Here is a 16139-nt window from a genome sequence, read left to right as displayed (position 1 = left end):
TGCTGAAAGTTCAAGTCTCTGTGAGAGTGCTTGTCAGGCAGATATCAGTTCGTCACACCATTGTGAGACTGGATTTGCCCAGAAGGAGATTGTCATGCGCCCTAGTCTCACCCTTGCCACCGCCATGATTGCCCTGGCCGGCTGCGCCTCCACCGAAGGTTCGGAACGAGACCCTACTGGCGTCGCGAAATATGCTGACGATCCTCGCCTCGGCGAAAAAGTCGACCGGATCTGTTTTGCCGGCAACATCGACAGTTTCGGGGACAATACCCGGGACACGTTCACCGTGAGAGAAGGTCGGGATCACTACCTGATCGAAGTGTTCGGCACATGTACACCGCTTGAACATGCCGTCACAATGAAGATCGACGCATCCACCAGCTGCCTGACCAATGGCGACAGAATCGTTGTTTCCGACTCGCTGATGCCTCAACGTAACCAGCCTTTCAGCACAGCCCGTTGCGTGGTGAAATCCATGTACAAGTGGGATCCCAAAGCAGAAAATTCTGATGGTGACCCGGAAGAGGATTCAATGGAATCAGAAGTTTCTTCCGAAGAATCCTGATGCCGGGTTTTGCCGGTCATGGTATGTGACCGGCATGTCCCCCAACAATCAGGCCTCGTTGGTCGAAGTGAAGCAATCTCCCCTGCACGGCCGCGGCTTGTACGCGGCCGTCGAAATTGCTGTAGGAACCAAGATTGGCACTTGGCCTGCGCTTATACTCAGCACTGAAGACACCGCGCACGTGAAGGCGACGCGCCTGTACCACTACATATTCTACGTGGATGAAAATGCTGAAGGCGCGATGCGCGCCGCAGTCGCATTTGGCCCCATCTCCATGTGCAACCATTCCCCTGACGCTAATGCGACCTTCAATGTCGATGCCACAACGGCAACCGTCACGCTTTGCGCCTCGCGCGACATAGCCGCTGGCGAAGAAGTCCTGATCGATTATGGAGATTTTGCCGCCGAAGCGGTGTGAAGCCTACTCGACCGACTTCGGCACCACGAAGAACCCGTCCTCGGTCCGAGGTGCGTTAGCCAGTACCTGATCCGGAATGTTGCCGTCTGTGACAACATCTTCCCGCATCGGCAATTTGGTCTCGACCACGGAAGTAAGCGGTTCCACATCCGAGATGTCGACTTCGTTCAGCTGGTCGATCCAGCCGAGAATGCTGTTCAATTCACCCGCCAGCTCCTCCAGGTGAGCTTCATCAACGGCGATCCGCGACAAACGCGCGACCTTGCGAACATCATCCTTGGTGACACTCATGGAAATTCTCCGGAACTGCTGCCGCCCGAATACGCCATAGGCAACGCCCCATCAAGGCGCTATGTGGGCAGCCTATGCCTGTCGTTGACGTCGCCGATTTCCCTTCCACCGGTCCTCTCCTCGGGCTCGACCCCGGGACGAAGACCGTGGGTGTGGCTTCCTGCGATGCCCTTCGCATGATTGCCAGTCCTGTCGAGACCATTCCAAAAGGACGGAAACTGGCTCCCGTCCTGGACCGCCTGTTCCACCTGTATGATGATCGCAAGGCAGTGGGACTGGTCGTTGGCCTGCCGCTGAACATGGATGGCAGCGAAGGCCCTAGGGCGCAGTCGGTCCGGGCATTCGCCTGGAACATCCTGAAATATCGCGATGTGCCGATTCTTTTCCAGGATGAGCGTCTCTCCACCGCTGAAGCCGAATGGGCGATGCTGGAGGCGGATTTGTCCAGGAAGAAGCGCGCAGAACGGATCGACGCCTCTGCGGCAGCAATCATTCTCAAATCGGCACTGGAACGCCTGGAGCGAGACGCATGAGCGGATTTCTGTATGCCCTGCTTCCGGTCATCGCCATCGTCACGCTCGGCCATGTCCTGTCGGTCCGCAAATGGATCCCCACCGAGAGCTGGCGAGCCATTGAGCGCCTTTCTTATGTCGTGCTGTTTCCGGCGCTGATCATTCGGACTCTGGCGAACGCACCTTTTGAGACGGCGCCATGGCGTCTGGCTGGCGCGTTGATCCTGGCGCAGTTTGCTCTTGCCGGTGTTGGCCTGCTGGGACGTTTCCTACCCGGTATGCCCGGCCCGGCCGTCGGATCCGTCATCCAGTCGAACGTGCGCTGGAACACGATGATTGGCCTTTCGATCGGTAGCCTCCTGTTCGGGCAGGAAGGCCTCGCCCTTGTGACCATTGCAGCTGCCGCCATGATCCCGACGGCAAATGTACTCTCCGTCTATGCATTGATTGCCCACGCGGAACGGCCGCATGGACCCGCCCCCAAGCCACTGCTGGCTTTGGTCAAAAACCCGATCGTCATCGCGTGTGTGGCAGGGCTCGGTCTGGCAACGGCGAATATCGAGCTGCCGGAACTGCTGGATGACAGCCTCGGAATTCTGGGCGACGCGGCACTCGCACTGGGTCTCCTGTCTGCAGGCGCCGGTGTGGATCTGTCCGCCCTCCGCCGCGCCGGCCCGCGCACCTTCGGCTGGTCGCTGGTAAGGTTGGTGGGCCTTCCGGCATTCGCGGTTGGATTTGGCCTACTCCTTGGAATTTCGGGCATACCCCTCACGATTGCGGTAATCTGTGCGGCCACACCGACGGCCACATCATCCTACATCCTCGCTCGCGAACTCGGCGGAGACGCGCCACTCGCGGCGAACCTGATTGCAGTCGAGACGGTCCTGGCCATGCTCACCATGCCCCTGCTCTACCTCGCGGTTACACAGCTTCCCGTCGTCTGAGGGCTTGAAGCCCGACGGAATCGGGCCTAAACCGCCAAAAATCGAAAGGGCCTCCATGACCCGGGCGGCATATCACTACAGCTTCGATCATGAGCACTTGCTCAGTATTGAAGGGCTTTCTCCTCTCGATATCACCCACATCCTGGACCTCGCAGACAGATATGCCGAGGCAACACGCGCTGGCATCCGGCCCGACCCGGTGCTGAAGGGCAAAGTGGTCGTGAACCTGTTCTTCGAGAACTCCACACGGACAATGAGCAGCTTCGAAATCGCAGCCCGCCGCCTCGGAGCTGACGTCATCTCGATGCCGGTCGCCGCCTCCAGCGTGAAAAAGGGCGAGACGCTGATCGACACAGCAATGACGCTGAACGCGATGAAGCCGGATGCGCTGATCGTGCGCCACTCTGCCTCTGGCGGACCGAAACTGCTGTCGCGCAAAGTCGATTGCGCCGTGATAAATGCAGGTGACGGAACGCACCAGCATCCCACCCAGGGCCTGCTCGACACCTTGACTATCCGCCGCGCCAAAGGCCGGATCGAGGGCCTGAAAGTCGTGATTTGCGGTGACATTGCGCATTCCCGCGTCGCCCGCTCGACAACGCAAGCGCTGCACCTGATGGGGGCTGAAGTGCATCTTTGTGCCCCGCGCACACTGCTACCCTCTGGCACCGAAACCTGGGGCGCAGCCAGCGCGACCACCGACTTCGACAAAGCACTGAAAGGCGCAGACATCGTCATGATGCTGCGCTTGCAACTGGAGCGCATGGATGGGGCTTTTTTGCCCAGCCGGCGCGAATATTTCAGCTTCTTCGGCCTCACCAAGGATCGGCTGGCCCTCGCCAAGCCGGACGCCACTGTCATGCATCCCGGTCCGATGAACCGGGGCATCGAAATCGAAAGCGCCATTGCAGACGGCGAACAATCCGTCATCACGGAACAGGTCGAAATGGGTGTCGCTGTGCGTGAAGCTGTGCTCCATCTTCTTGCGGGAGGCCGCACATGAGCCTCAGCATTTACAATGCCCGCCTGCTCGACCCGGCGAGCAATCTCGACGAGGTCGGCGCGATCTATGTCGATCGCGGCAAGTTCAAAGAGATCTCCGCGGGGCAGACCACGCCTCACGAGGACGCCAAGGCGTCGATCGACGCAGGCGGCTTGTGTCTTGCGCCTGGCCTTGTTGATCTGCGTGTCAAAACCGGAGAGCCCGGCATTGAACAGAAAGAAACTCTGGCCACAGCATCGCGCTCAGCCGTGGCGGGCGGCATCACAAGTCTTGTGGTGATGCCGGACACAAAGCCGGTCATCGATGACATGGCGCTTGTCCGTTTCATCACCGAGCGGGCCAAATCGAGTGCCGCCGCCCGGATTTATCCGGCTGGTGCTCTGACAACCGGTCTGAAAGGCGAAGCGATGGCTGAGATTGGCCTCATGGCCAATTCCGGCGCAATCATATTCACAAACGGTGATCTTCCTGTCACCAATGCCTCGATCCTGAAGCGCGCCATGGCATACGCAGGCAGCCTCGGCGCGACGATCATGTCCCGGCCGGACGAGCGGGCACTGTCAGGATCAGGTGTCATGAATGCTGGTAAGTTGGCCGGACGTATGGGGCTTTCAGGTATTCCGGTCGAAGCAGAATGGATCGGCGCCATGCGGGATACCGTACTTGCCGAGGCAACCGGCTGTACGCTGATCATGGATCAGGTTTCGACAACGCGGACGATCGAAATCGCGAAGGCTGCACGTGCACGCGGCGCAACGATCTTCACCACCGCCGCCGCTCACAGCTTCTTCTTCAACGAATTGGATGTCGGCGACTACCTGACCTATTGCAAAGTCAATCCGCCCTTCCGGGACGAGGAAACGAGGCTCGGTCTGATCGACGCCCTGAAGCGTGGCGAAATCGATGCGGTTGTATCCGCACACGACCCTCAGCCACCTGAAGAAAAACGCCTGCCGTTCGGTGAAGCTGCCTTCGGTGCGGCGGGACTTGAAACCGTCCTGCCCGCCATGCTCAGCCTCGTCCATGATGGTCCGCTCAGCTTGCTGGAAGCGCTTGCGCCTGTCACCTGCCGACCAGCGGACATGCTCGGACTTCCGCAAGGCCGTCTCGCGGAAAATGCCCCGGCAGACCTGATCCTGTTTGATCCTGGCAAGCCGTGGCTGTGCGAACGCGAGCATTTGCGTTCCCGTTCGACCAACTCCCCATTCGATGGCCGCCGGCTGCAGGGCCGTGTCCTGCGGACGTTCGTTGGCGGGGAAGAAGTCTTCACGCACGAAAGCATCTCCTGAGAAGGCTTGCCCGCGCGCCGATCCCTGCCTACCACTTAAACGTGTTTTACGGAGTTGCGCATGGTCGCATATCTCGCTTTTCCGCTTGCCGCACTGATTGGTTACCTGGCCGGATCCATCCCATTCGGGCTGCTGCTCACCCGTGCTGCCGGTCTGGGCGACATTCGCGCAATCGGTTCCGGCAATATTGGCGCGACCAATGTGTTGCGGACCGGCCGGAAGGATCTCGCGCTGGCAACGCTGCTGCTGGACAGTCTCAAGGCCGGTCTCGTTGCCCTGGGGTTTGGTGCATTCGGCGGGCCTGAAATGGGGCTCGTCGCCGGAGCCTCTGCTTTCGTTGGGCATTGCTACCCGATCTGGCTGGGCTTCAAGGGTGGCAAAGGCGTTGCAACCTTCGCTGGCCTGCTGCCATTTGTTTCGCTTCCCGCTTTCTATGTTGCTGCGCCGGTCTGGTTCGGGATTTTCGCCCTCACACGCATTTCATCTCTTGCGGCGCTGACCGCTGCTGTCCTCGTTGCACCTGGCGCGTGGCTCGTGGAGGAGCTCCAGCACCGGCCTCACAACTGGTTCATCCTCTGCGGGCTGGCGGCACTGTCAGCTTTCGTCTTCTGGACCCACCGGGCCAATCTTGGCCGCTTGTTCAAGGGCACTGAGCCACGGTTTGGCAGCTCCAAAGCGAAACCTGATGCATGATATCTGACAGAGAACGGCATATCTTACGGAGAACGGCTGGACTGGATCCGCTTTGACTATCTGAGCGAAGGCCTGGCTGTGGCCTGACTGCACCGGATTGGCGCTGAAACGGCGCTCAGACGCGCTCTGTGGCTGGACGATGCCGGGGACAGCCTCTAAGCCTCAGAATCCGAGACAGAATTCCGTATTCCGCAGCCAGTGCTGGCGGGGGTAACACCGAGGTAGCCCGATTTGGCCAATTGGTATCACTACGCTGCAGCCCTGGCACTTGCCGCAACGCCTTCCTTCGTGGCGATGGCGCAGGACAACACCACAGCCACAGATACCGCGACGACCTCGGAACAGGTGGTCCTGGAGGCTGACTATGTCTACGAGCTGCGGGATGAGAACTCCATCGTTGCCGAAGGCAATGTCGAAGCCCTTTATGACGGGCGTATCCTTCGGGCTGACCGGCTGATCTACAACCGCACGACGGAGCGTGTGCGCGCCACCGGCAATGTCGTCATCATTGAACAGGATGGCACACAGCAGTTCTCCGACGAAGTTGAAGTCGGTTCCAACCTGTCGGACGGTTATGCGATCGGCTACTCAGCCCGGTTACCAGACGGGTCAACGATTGTTGCCAATTCCGCCATCCGTCAGCCCGACGGTATCAATGCCATGGACCAGGTCATCTATACGGCCTGCCCGATTTGCGAAGCCAAGGGTCAGACTCCGACCTGGTCGCTGCGCGCCCGGCGCGCGGTACTCGATCAGGAATCCCAGATGATTTCCTACCGCGATGCGGTGCTGGAAGTGATGGGTATCCCGGTCTTCTATTTTCCATATCTGGCCCACCCGGATCCGACGTCCGAACGCCGGTCAGGTCTGATGATCCCGTCGGCGGGCTTCTCGTCCAAGCTCGGCGCGTTCTATCAGCAACCCTATTATTGGGCGATTTCAGAATCTTCGGATTTGACCATCGCGCCCATGATCTCCGAAAACGTCAATCCGATGCTGGAACTCGACTACCGGAAACGGTTCTATTCCGGGGCCATCAACATCAATACCAGCATCACGCAAGAACAGGACTTTGACAGCGACGGCGTGAAGTTCGGCGATGAAAAATGGCGCGGTCACCTCTATGGCAGCGGCCGGTTTGCCCTGACGAGCCAGTGGCAATGGGGCTTCGGGGTCGAGACCCAGACGGACGACCTCTACGATCGCCGCTACGACATCGATGGACAGGGCGACGAGCGTGGCATCTATCTGAGCCAGCCGCGGCGCCTGTTGTCGCAGCTTTATGCCGTGGGACAGGGCGATACCTACTACACCGACGTGGCCCTGCTCTCCATTCAGGGCCTGCGCGCAGGTGACTCGGACGGCAGTCTTCCCACAGTTACCCCGCTGATGTTCAGCGAGAAATACTGGGATCTCGGTGACTACGGATTTGCCAGTGTAAACGCCTCAACCGCTATCCTGCGCCGCGATGTGGGGTCTGACAGCCAGCGCGTAAGTGTCGGCACCGACTGGTCAGCCTACAAGATCCTGCCTGGGGGATTCACATTCGAGCCGTTCGCCGAACTGCGCGGTGATTACTACCAGCTCGACGCGGCTTCCGCCGGCGACGACAACGCAACCCGTCTGGTTGGCAATGCCGGTACACGTATCGCTTATCCCCTGATCCGGCCCGGTAAAAACTTCGACATCATGCTTGAACCGGAAATCATGGCTTCCTGGGGCACTTCCAATTCGAACGACCCGGTTATTCCGAATGAAGACGCCTTGCTCTTCGAAATGGATGAGACCGTGTTGTTCGATGCAAACAGCGTTGCCGGCTACGATCTCTATGAAGGCGACGGCAAGGTGTCTGCCGGCCTGACCGCCAGAGCTGTTTGGAAAGATGGGCCAGATCTGTCAGCAACCTTTGGCCGCCGCTGGCGGTCCCGGACAGATACATCGTTCAATACCGCCTCTAACCTTGATGGCACGACATCCGACTGGATGGCCGCCGCAACCGCCGATTTTGGGCGTGCCTTGCGAATCGACACACGGGTTCGGCTGGACGACGATGGCATGAAGCTGAATCGGATCGATACCCGGCTGACCTCTCAAATGAAGCGCTGGCGGGCGACAGGCCAGTACTACAAGCTGAGCGAGCGGCTGAACCCGAGCCGGGGTGAAGAAGAAGGCATCTATCTCACCGGCGAATTCCGCGTAACCGACCGCTACTCGCTCCTGTTCGGCCAGTTGCGGGATATTTCTGATAATCTGAACGTCCGGAGAGACTACGGCATCGCCTATGAAGACGATTGCTCCCGTCTCGAATTGATCTACAGCCGAACCGAGCTGCAGGACCGGACGCAAGGACCGTCGGAGAATATCCAGATCCGCTTCTCGCTTAAAACACTCGGTCAGTTCGGCTCAAGCGATTTCGATTGATTCGTTGCAGCCGCCCTGAAATCGCCGCGAACCCTAAATATCCGTAAGTTATCAGGGCGGACTGCGGGCCCGCGTTGCGCCATACAGCAGGATTTGTATGGTCAAGTTGAATACCTGCCTGCTAACCCGCAGGCATGAATTGGAGACCACTGATGGTTCGCAAACTCGTCGCCGCCGCTGTATTTCTGGCCCTTCCCTTCGCCGGAACCGCAAGTGCGCAGGACGCTGCCCCAAGCGATGGCAGCCTGACGCTGGAAGGCGTTGCCGCTGTCGTCAACGATCAGCCGATCTCCTTCACTGATGTTCGCGACCGGGCTCGCATGCTGCTCCTCAGCCTTGGAGGCCAGCAGCCGACTCAGGAACAGGTTCAGCAGATCACCGGTCAGGCACTTGAACAGCTGATTGATGAACACCTTCAACTCGACAAAGCCGCCGAGTTCGATCTGGAAATCAGCAAGGATGAAATCGACGGCGCCGTTGAAGGCATGGCGGCTCAGTCCGGTCTCACGGGCTCGGACCTGAAATCGCAATTGCTCGCAGCCGGGATTGATCCATCGAGCCTTGAAGAGCAGATGCGCGCAGAAATCGCCTGGAACCGGGTGATGAGCGGCCTCTACGGCTCCCGCATCCGTATTTCTGACAATCAGGTGGACGATCAGATCGAACAACTCCGCGCGGCCGCCAAGAAAACCCAATACCGCATCTCGGAGATATTCCTTTTCGCACCGGATCCTGAAACCCGGGTCCAGGCGGAAGAAGCGGCGCGGTCAATCCTGGAACAGTTGAAAGCCGGCGCAGACTTCCGCGTCGCTGCACAAAGGCTGTCATCCGCCCCTACAGCGGCCACGGGCGGCGATATGGGCTGGGTCTCCACCTCAGATCTGTCTCCGGAACTCGTTCCTGCCATCGAAGAAGCGGATGGCCCCGGAGTATTGGGTCCGATCGTCGTCGATAATGGCGTCTATATTCTGTTTATTCAGAACAAGCGTGAACCCGCTGAAGCGACCACAAAAGTCGACCTGATCCGCCTGATCACGCAGGATTCGACGGACGAGAACCTGAAAGCCGCCATGGAACGCATCCAATCCTGTGACGACGTTCAGAGCGTTGCCAACACGACGCAGGGTCTGCGTGCCCAACCGCTTGAGGACATCAACATCGAAGAACTGGGGCCCGAAGGGAAGTCCATGGTTGAAAGCGCCGAGATCGGCAAGCCAACCGATATCTTCGCTGTCAGCGGCGGACTTGGCACCATGTATGTCTGCCGCCGCGAAGAAGGTGCAGAGGCGCTGCCTTCGCGGGATGACCTCAAGAGCAGCCTCAAGGGTCGTGAACTGAACATGATTTCAGAGCGCGAACTGCGGAACCTGCGCCGCGACGCAACGATTATCTATCGCTAAGACTTGCGCGCGAGCCCGTTTGGCGCGACATCCCGCGCGTGAGCGAACCAATTCCCCTTCTTCCTCTGGTCCTGTCGATGGGTGACCCCGCCGGTGTCGGCCCGATGATAACGGCTGCTGCCTGGGGCGCCTTGAAAGATGATCCATCCCTGGCGTTTTACGTGATCGGCGCGCCTGCACTGTATCGCGAACGCTGCGCAGTTCAGGCGATCTCGTCACCGGAAGAGGCCGTCGCAACATTCGGGACTGCCCTGCCTGTCCTTTCCGTGGGCGACTTGCCGGCGATCACACCTGGCAAACCGGATCCATCTGTTGCCCCAGCCATTGTCTCGGCGATCGAAACCGGCGTTGCCCATGTTCGTGCAGGCAAAGCGGCCGGTCTGGTCACCAATCCGATCAATAAGGCCCTGCTCTATGGCGCGGGCTTTCGTCATCCAGGGCACACGGAATTCGTTGCGGAACTCTGCCGTCCGGAGGGCGGCGAACCACTGCGTCCCGTAATGATGCTCACCGGTGGGGGGCTCAGAGTTGCCCTGGCGACCATTCACCAATCCCTCGCCAGCGTGCCGGGCAGCCTGACTCACGAAAACCTGGTGGAATTGGGTACGATCGTACACGCTGCACTGAAGACTGACTTTGGAATTGAGAAGCCCCGCATCGCATTCACCGGCCTCAACCCTCATGCTGGTGAAGCTGGCGCGATCGGGCGGGAAGAAATCGAAATCATCAATCCGGCCGCGGCAACGCTCCGGTCCCGGAACATTGACATTTCGGACGCAAGGCCGGGAGACACCGTATTCGCCGAAGCCCTCTCCGGCGCTTATGACGCCGTGATCGCCATGACACACGATCAGGGCCTGATCCCGGTGAAGACGCTGGACTTCTGGGGCGGCGTAAACATGACTCTCGGCCTTCCAATTGTCCGCACCAGCCCGGACCATGGAACAGGCTATGACGCGGCAGCGGCGGGCACGGCTCGGCCGGACAGCCTGATCGCCGCCATCCGGTCCGCGGCAATGGTGGCAAGAAACAGAATAGGCAAATGAGCGAACAGAACGATCCTGAACTGACACAGGCCCCGGCGCGCAAGGCGCTGGGCCAGCACTTCCTGTTCGATCCAAGTATCCTGCACCGGGCGGCGACGGCGGCCGGCCCGCTTGAAGGGCGCACAGTGATAGAGGTTGGTCCTGGTCCGGGCGGACTGACGCGCGCTATCCTGAAGGAAGGGGCAGCAAAGCTGATCGCCGTCGAAACAGACCCACGTTTTGCTTCCGCCCTGCAGGAATGGCCTGAAACGCAGGAAGGTCGCCTGACAGTCATCGAGAAGGACGCCCGGAAGGTAAAATGGGAAAATGTTCTGCAGGAACTGGATGCAGAAACGCCCGCAATGATTGTTGCCAACCTTCCCTACAATGTCGGCACCGTCCTGCTCATCGATTGGCTGAAAGCTGGCACCTGGCGCGGTGAGATGGCGCTGATGTTCCAGAAGGAAGTTGCGCAGCGTATCTGTGCCGATCCGGGAACGGAGCATTATGGACGCCTTGCCGTGCTTGCCCACGCAGTCACCAAACCGCACATTGCTTTCACCCTGCCACCGGGCGCCTTCAAGCCGCCGCCAAAGGTGGACAGTGCTGTCGCCGTCCTTGTGCCACTGCCGGAAAGCGAACGCTTCCCGCACCTGGACAAGCTGGAACAGGTCGCAGGTGCGGCTTTCGGTCAGCGCAGGAAGATGCTGCGGGCGGCCCTGAAGCCATTCGCAAAGAAGCATGGGCTCAAGGCAGATGAGTGGCTGAAAGAACTCGGTATTGATCCGACGGCCCGCGCAGAGACCCTCACTCAGGAAGAGTTCCGCCTCATGGCGGCATCACTGGTCAAATAGAAACGGCGCCCCGGCTTCCCGGAGCGCCGCAAGTGTTCAGTCCGTATTGGCCTAGTTCATTAGGTCGAAGCGGTCAGCGTTCATCACCTTCGTCCAGGCGGCAACGAAGTCCTGCACGAACTTCTCCTTGTTGTCGTCCTGGGCGTAGACTTCCGCATAGGCCCGCAGGATCGAGTTCGAACCGAACACGAGGTCCGCACGCGTCGCGGTGAACACGGTCTTGCCGCTCTTGCGGTCGACGATGTCGTAGAGGTTGGAGCCTTTCGGTACCCACTTGTACGACATGTCAGTCAGGTTGACGAAGAAGTCGTTCGTCAGTGCACCGACCTTGTCCGTGAATACGCCGTGTTTCGTGCCGCCATGGTTGGTGCCGATCACGCGCATACCGCCAAGAAGCACCGTCATCTCAGGCCCGGTGAGGCCCATCAGCTGCGCCCGGTCGAGCAGCAGCTCTTCCGCAGTCACGGCATAGTCCTGCTTCATCCAGTTGCGGAAGCCATCGGCCAGCGGCTCGAGGACGTCGAAGGAATCGGCATCCGTCTGTGCGTCGGTCGCGTCGCCGCGGCCAGGAGCGAACGGAACCGTCACCTCGATGCCAGCCGCCTTCGCGGCCATCTCGACACCAACATTGCCGGCGAGCACGATCACGTCAGCCACGCTTGCGCCCGTCTCCTTCGCGATGCCTTCCAACACGTCCAGCACCTTGCCGAGGCGAACCGGCTCGTTGCCTTCCCAGTCCTTCTGCGGTGCGAGCCGGATGCGGGCACCATTGGCACCACCACGCATGTCGGACCCACGGTACGTCCGGGCGCTGTCCCATGCCGTCGCCACCAGATCACTGACGGAGAGGCCGCTTGAGGAAATCTTCGCCTTCACGGCAGCCACATCGTACTTGGTGTTGCCGGCCGGAACCGGATCCTGCCAGATCAGATCCTCCTTCGGCACGTCCGGGCCAACCCAGCGCGCTTTCGGGCCCATATCGCGGTGCGTTAGTTTGAACCAGGCGCGGGCAAAGGTGTCAGAGAAATAGTCCGGATCGGCCATGAACTTCTGGCAGATCGCGTTGTAGATCGGGTCGACTTTCATCGCCATATCGGCATCGGTCATCACCGGCATGCGACGCACCGACGGATCGGAGGCGTCGACCGGCATATCTTCTTCCTTGATACCGATTGGCTGCCACTGGTTCGCGCCGGCGGGCGACTTGGTCTTCTCCCACTCATAGCCGAACAGCAGCTTGAAGTATCCCATGTCCCACTTGGTTGGGTTGGTTGTCCACGCGCCTTCGACACCAGAGGTGACAGCGAGGTCTGCCTTGCCCTGCATGTTCGGGTTCAGCCAGCCGAAGCCCTGGTCCTCAATCTTGCCGCCTTCCGGCGCCGGGCTCAGCACGCTCGCGTCGCCATTGCCATGTGCCTTGCCGACGGTATGGCCACCGCAGGTGAGTGCCGCGGTTTCCTCGTCGTCCATCGCCATACGGGCAAAGGTCTCGCGCACTTCAAGCGCCGTCTTCGCCGGGTCGAGCGTGCCCTGCACACCTTCCGGGTTGACGTAGATAAGTCCCATCTGAACGGCAGCCAGAGGGTTTTGGAGCGAATCCGCCTTGGTGTTGTCGTCATAGCGGTCGCGGCCCAGCCACTCTTTCTCGGCACCCCAGTAGGTATCGATTTCGGGATGCCAGATATCCGGACGGCCAAAAGCAAAACCATATGTCTTCAGTCCCATGGACTCATAAGCGATCGTCCCCGAGAGAAGGATCAGGTCGGCCCAGGAGAGCTTGTTGCCGTACTTCTTCTTGACTGGCCACAGCAGGCGGCGGGCCTTGTCAAGGTTGCCATTGTCCGGCCAAGAGTTCAGCGGCGCGAAACGGATGTTGCCGCCGCCACCGCCGCCGCGCCCGTCCGCAAGCCGGTAAGAACCTGCAGAGTGCCAGGCAAGACGGATCATGAGGCCGCCATAGTGGCCATAGTCCGCCGGCCACCAGTCCTGGCTGTTGGTCATCAGGTCGGTGACGTCTTTCTTGACGGCGTCGAAGTCGAGTTTCTTGACTTCCTTGCTGTAGTCGAAATCAGGCCCGAGCGGGTTCGTTTTCGTGTCGTGCTGGTGAAGGATGTCGAGGTTTAGCGCTTTCGGCCACCAATCCATTACCGTGCGGCCCACCGCAGTCATGCTCCCGTGCATTACGGGGCATTTGCCACCGCCCATGTCATTGCCATCCATTGTTTTCTCCCTTGTTGTTCAAGCGCTTTGTCAAATCTGAAACTCGGCATGCCGGGCACACCGCAAATACTTGGGCGACGCCTCCTTTGCAGTGAGACACCACGAAGGGACATCGCGCAGAGTTACCCTACGCCTGACAGGAGAATAGGACCAATTGATTGCTTGACAGGTTGCTATAGTTTTTACCTATAGTTTATTTTTTGCAACAAAAACAAAGGCCCCGGAGCGTCTGCCCCGGGGCCTTCAAAGAAAAATTCATTTTCCCTACATGCCGGCGAGGACCGCCAACAGCAACAGGGCCACGATATTCGTGATCTTGATCATCGGGTTCACAGCCGGACCGGCGGTGTCCTTGTAGGGATCACCGACTGTATCGCCCGTCACAGCAGCCTTGTGGGCTTCAGAGCCCTTGCCGCCATGATTGCCGTCTTCGATGTATTTCTTGGCATTGTCCCAAGCACCGCCGCCCGATGTCATGGAGATGGCAACGAACAGGCCGGTCACGATCACACCTAGCAGCATGGCACCGACAGCTGCGAAGGCTGCGCCCTTGCCAGCAATCACGAGGATCACACCAAACAGGACCACCGGTGACAACACCGGAAGGAGCGAAGGCACGATCATTTCCTTGATCGCTGCCTGGGTCAGCAGGTCGACGGCGCGGCCATAGTCCGGCTTCACTTCGCCTTTCATGATACCCGGCATTTCGCGGAACTGGCGGCGGACTTCCTCCACCACGGCCTGCGCGGCCCGGCCCACAGCCATCATCGACATGCCGCCGAACAGGAATGGCAGCAGACCGCCGAACAGAAGACCGACCACGACATACGGATTGGCGATCGAGAAGTTGACGACAACACCATCAAAGAAGGAGCCTTCTGTGGCGCGTTCTGTGAAGTATCTCAGATCCTCCGAATAGGCGGCAAACAGGACCAGCGCGCCGAGGCCTGCAGATCCGATGGCGTAGCCCTTGGTAACGGCTTTCGTCGTGTTGCCCACAGCGTCGAGGGCATCCGTCGTGTCACGCACTTCCGAGGGAAGCTCCGACATTTCAGCGATACCACCGGCATTGTCCGTTACCGGGCCGAATGCATCGAGCGCAACGATCATGCCCGCCAGCGCAAGCATCGTGGTCGTCGCGATGGCCACACCATAGAGGCCGGCGAGGTTATAGGTGGCGATGATCCCAGCAATGATGGTCAGGGCCGGCAGCGCCGTCGACTCGAGCGACACGGCGAGCCCCTGGATCACATTGGTGCCGTGACCGGACTCCGACGCCTTGGCGATCGACCGCACGGGGCGGTACTTCGTCTCGGTGTAGTAAGCCGTGATGACCACGATAAGGCCCGTCACAACGAGCCCCAGAAGGCCGCAAAGGAACAGGTCCATCCCTGTGATCTCTCCAGACAGGCCGAGGGCGGTAGCAGCACCGTCAAGAACGCCGAACCCGGCGGGCAGAACCTGGCTGATCACCAGCGCCAACGCACCGATCGACAAGACACCCGTGACGATCAGGCCCTTGTAGAGAGCGCCCATCACATCGGTTTTTCCAGGGCCGAGATTGACGAAATAAGTACCTATGATCGACGTGATGATACACACGCCGCCGATGGCCAGCGGAAGCAGCATCAGGTCACCCAGATAGCTGGCATCAGAGAAATAGATCGCTCCCAGAACCATCGTAGCCACCAGGGTCACGGCATAGGTCTCGAACAGGTCAGCTGCCATGCCGGCACAGTCGCCGACATTGTCGCCGACGTTATCAGCGATCGTCGCAGCGTTGCGCGGATCGTCTTCCGGGATGCCGGCTTCCACCTTGCCCACCATGTCTCCGCCGACGTCCGCACCTTTGGTGAAGATACCGCCGCCAAGACGCGCGAAGATCGAGATAAGGGAGGCGCCGAAACCAAGAGCAACGAGGGAATCGATGATTTCTCGCTTCTGGTCCTCTTCAGTCAGGCTGAGGCCCATGACCATGGTCAGGAAGCCGTAATAGAGAACAATACCGAGCAGCGCGAGACCGACCACGAGCATGCCGGTAACGGCACCCGACTTGAAGGCCATCTTGAGTCCGGCATTAAGACCTGATTTTGCGGCCTCCGTTGTGCGGACGTTGGCCTGCACCGACACTTTCATGCCGACGAAGCCTGCGGCACCTGACAGGACCGCGCCGACAATGAAGCCAAGCGGCTGCTGCCAGCTCTGGAATGCCAGTCCCAACAGGACAACAACCACAACACCGACAATTGCGATGGTACGATACTGGCGGCCGAGATAGGCGTTGGCGCCTTCCTGGATAGCCGCAGCGATTTCGCGCATTCGCGCGTCACCCGCGGGGGCGGACTGGATCGAACGAGCCTGAATGAACCCGTACAAAACCGAGATTACGCCCGCTGCGAGAGCGAGATAATACCACATGAACCTTGTTTCCTTCCCTAGCCAAAACGAACCGGTTTTTCCCGGTTTCTTCCTGAGCTTTCCTTATTATGGGTACTTTGCTGCCA

Annotated in this window: 14 protein-coding genes; 11 read left to right on the top strand and 3 right to left on the bottom strand. The window is 59.6% G+C overall.

Going from position 1 to position 16139, the window contains the following annotated elements; translation table 11 throughout:
• The first annotated feature begins 94 nt into the window (after positions 1-94).
• Positions 95-565: a DUF6491 family protein gene (locus HY17_RS14465; protein ID WP_065382934.1), complete on the top strand. Its 471-nt coding sequence runs from the start codon at positions 95-97 to the stop codon at positions 563-565.
• On the top strand, positions 510-983 hold the full coding sequence (locus HY17_RS14460; RefSeq protein WP_081813176.1) for an SET domain-containing protein: 474 nt from the start codon (positions 510-512) through the stop codon (positions 981-983). The genes HY17_RS14465 and HY17_RS14460 overlap by 56 nt, the downstream gene beginning before the upstream one ends.
• A 3-nt stretch (positions 984-986) precedes the next feature.
• On the opposite strand, the gene gatC is transcribed toward HY17_RS14460, so the two are convergent.
• Entirely contained in the window at positions 987-1274 is a 288-nt protein-coding gene (gene gatC / locus HY17_RS14455) for an Asp-tRNA(Asn)/Glu-tRNA(Gln) amidotransferase subunit GatC (RefSeq protein ID WP_034767854.1), read from the bottom strand.
• 74 nt (positions 1275-1348) lie between these two features.
• Between gatC and ruvX the strand changes: the two genes are divergently transcribed.
• The 9 genes from ruvX to rsmA all read left to right on the top strand — a co-directional run bounded on the left by ruvX (position 1349) and on the right by rsmA (position 11415).
• Positions 1349-1807 (top strand): Holliday junction resolvase RuvX, encoded by a 459-nt coding sequence (ruvX, locus tag HY17_RS14450; protein WP_034767851.1) that lies wholly within the window; start codon positions 1349-1351, stop codon positions 1805-1807.
• Positions 1804-2730 carry an AEC family transporter gene (locus HY17_RS14445; protein ID WP_034767846.1) on the top strand — a complete coding sequence of 309 codons (927 nt, stop codon included), beginning with the start codon at positions 1804-1806 and terminating at the stop codon, positions 2728-2730. The genes ruvX and HY17_RS14445 overlap by 4 nt, the downstream gene beginning before the upstream one ends.
• A 55-nt stretch (positions 2731-2785) precedes the next feature.
• Positions 2786-3733, top strand: a complete 948-nt coding sequence (locus HY17_RS14440; protein ID WP_034767844.1) for an aspartate carbamoyltransferase catalytic subunit — start codon at positions 2786-2788, stop codon at positions 3731-3733.
• Positions 3730-5022 (top strand): amidohydrolase family protein, encoded by a 1293-nt coding sequence (locus HY17_RS14435; RefSeq protein ID WP_034767842.1) that lies wholly within the window; start codon positions 3730-3732, stop codon positions 5020-5022. Before HY17_RS14440 ends, HY17_RS14435 begins: the two co-directional genes overlap by 4 nt.
• A gap of 60 nt (positions 5023-5082) precedes the next feature.
• Complete coding sequence (plsY, locus tag HY17_RS14430) at positions 5083-5715, top strand: glycerol-3-phosphate 1-O-acyltransferase PlsY (RefSeq protein ID WP_034767841.1); 633 nt, start codon at positions 5083-5085, stop codon at positions 5713-5715.
• 231 nt (positions 5716-5946) lie between these two features.
• Positions 5947-8136, top strand: a complete 2190-nt coding sequence (locus tag HY17_RS14425) for an LPS-assembly protein LptD (RefSeq protein ID WP_034767838.1) — start codon at positions 5947-5949, stop codon at positions 8134-8136.
• A 152-nt stretch (positions 8137-8288) separates the two neighbouring features.
• A complete protein-coding gene (locus HY17_RS14420; RefSeq protein ID WP_034767835.1) occupies positions 8289-9536 on the top strand; it encodes a peptidylprolyl isomerase in 1248 nt (415 codons plus the stop codon).
• A 38-nt stretch (positions 9537-9574) separates the two neighbouring features.
• The gene (gene pdxA / locus HY17_RS14415; RefSeq protein WP_081813175.1) at positions 9575-10582 is read left to right on the top strand and encodes a 4-hydroxythreonine-4-phosphate dehydrogenase PdxA; all 1008 of its coding nucleotides are present in this window, start codon (positions 9575-9577) and stop codon (positions 10580-10582) included.
• Complete coding sequence (gene rsmA, locus HY17_RS14410) at positions 10579-11415, top strand: 16S rRNA (adenine(1518)-N(6)/adenine(1519)-N(6))-dimethyltransferase RsmA (protein WP_034767830.1); 837 nt, start codon at positions 10579-10581, stop codon at positions 11413-11415. The genes pdxA and rsmA overlap by 4 nt, the downstream gene beginning before the upstream one ends.
• 51 nt (positions 11416-11466) lie before the next feature.
• Here rsmA and katG read toward each other — a convergent pair whose 3' ends face one another.
• Together katG and HY17_RS14400 are read right to left on the bottom strand one after the other, a co-directional pair.
• Positions 11467-13635 carry a catalase/peroxidase HPI gene (gene katG / locus HY17_RS14405; protein WP_034767828.1) on the bottom strand — a complete coding sequence of 723 codons (2169 nt, stop codon included), beginning with the start codon at positions 13633-13635 and terminating at the stop codon, positions 11467-11469.
• A 264-nt stretch (positions 13636-13899) separates the two neighbouring features.
• The gene (locus HY17_RS14400) at positions 13900-16053 is read right to left on the bottom strand and encodes a sodium-translocating pyrophosphatase (protein WP_034767826.1); all 2154 of its coding nucleotides are present in this window, start codon (positions 16051-16053) and stop codon (positions 13900-13902) included.
• Positions 16054-16139 lie beyond the last annotated feature (86 nt).

Source organism: Hyphomonas sp. CY54-11-8 (genome assembly GCF_000682735.1).
Lineage (GTDB): Bacteria > Pseudomonadota > Alphaproteobacteria > Caulobacterales > Hyphomonadaceae > Hyphomonas.
The sequence above is the reverse complement of the archived record's forward strand: the minus strand, read 5'-3'. Positions and strand labels throughout refer to the sequence as shown.

Excerpts from the sequence above, each read along its gene's own strand:
- HY17_RS14420 (WP_034767835.1), top strand. The coding sequence starts at position 8,289 with ATGGTTCGCAAACTCGTCGCCGCCGCTGTATTTCTGGCCCTTCCCTTC.
- katG (WP_034767828.1), bottom strand. The coding sequence starts at position 13,635 with ATGGATGGCAATGACATGGGCGGTGGCAAATGCCCCGTAATGCACGGG.
- rsmA (WP_034767830.1), top strand. The coding sequence starts at position 10,579 with ATGAGCGAACAGAACGATCCTGAACTGACACAGGCCCCGGCGCGCAAG.
- HY17_RS14400 (WP_034767826.1), bottom strand. The coding sequence starts at position 16,053 with ATGTGGTATTATCTCGCTCTCGCAGCGGGCGTAATCTCGGTTTTGTAC.
- HY17_RS14445 (WP_034767846.1), top strand. The coding sequence starts at position 1,804 with ATGAGCGGATTTCTGTATGCCCTGCTTCCGGTCATCGCCATCGTCACG.
- plsY (WP_034767841.1), top strand. The coding sequence starts at position 5,083 with ATGGTCGCATATCTCGCTTTTCCGCTTGCCGCACTGATTGGTTACCTG.
- ruvX (WP_034767851.1), top strand. The coding sequence starts at position 1,349 with ATGCCTGTCGTTGACGTCGCCGATTTCCCTTCCACCGGTCCTCTCCTC.
- HY17_RS14435 (WP_034767842.1), top strand. The coding sequence starts at position 3,730 with ATGAGCCTCAGCATTTACAATGCCCGCCTGCTCGACCCGGCGAGCAAT.
- HY17_RS14440 (WP_034767844.1), top strand. The coding sequence starts at position 2,786 with ATGACCCGGGCGGCATATCACTACAGCTTCGATCATGAGCACTTGCTC.
- HY17_RS14465 (WP_065382934.1), top strand. The coding sequence starts at position 95 with ATGCGCCCTAGTCTCACCCTTGCCACCGCCATGATTGCCCTGGCCGGC.
- HY17_RS14460 (WP_081813176.1), top strand. The coding sequence starts at position 510 with ATGGTGACCCGGAAGAGGATTCAATGGAATCAGAAGTTTCTTCCGAAG.
- gatC (WP_034767854.1), bottom strand. The coding sequence starts at position 1,274 with ATGAGTGTCACCAAGGATGATGTTCGCAAGGTCGCGCGTTTGTCGCGG.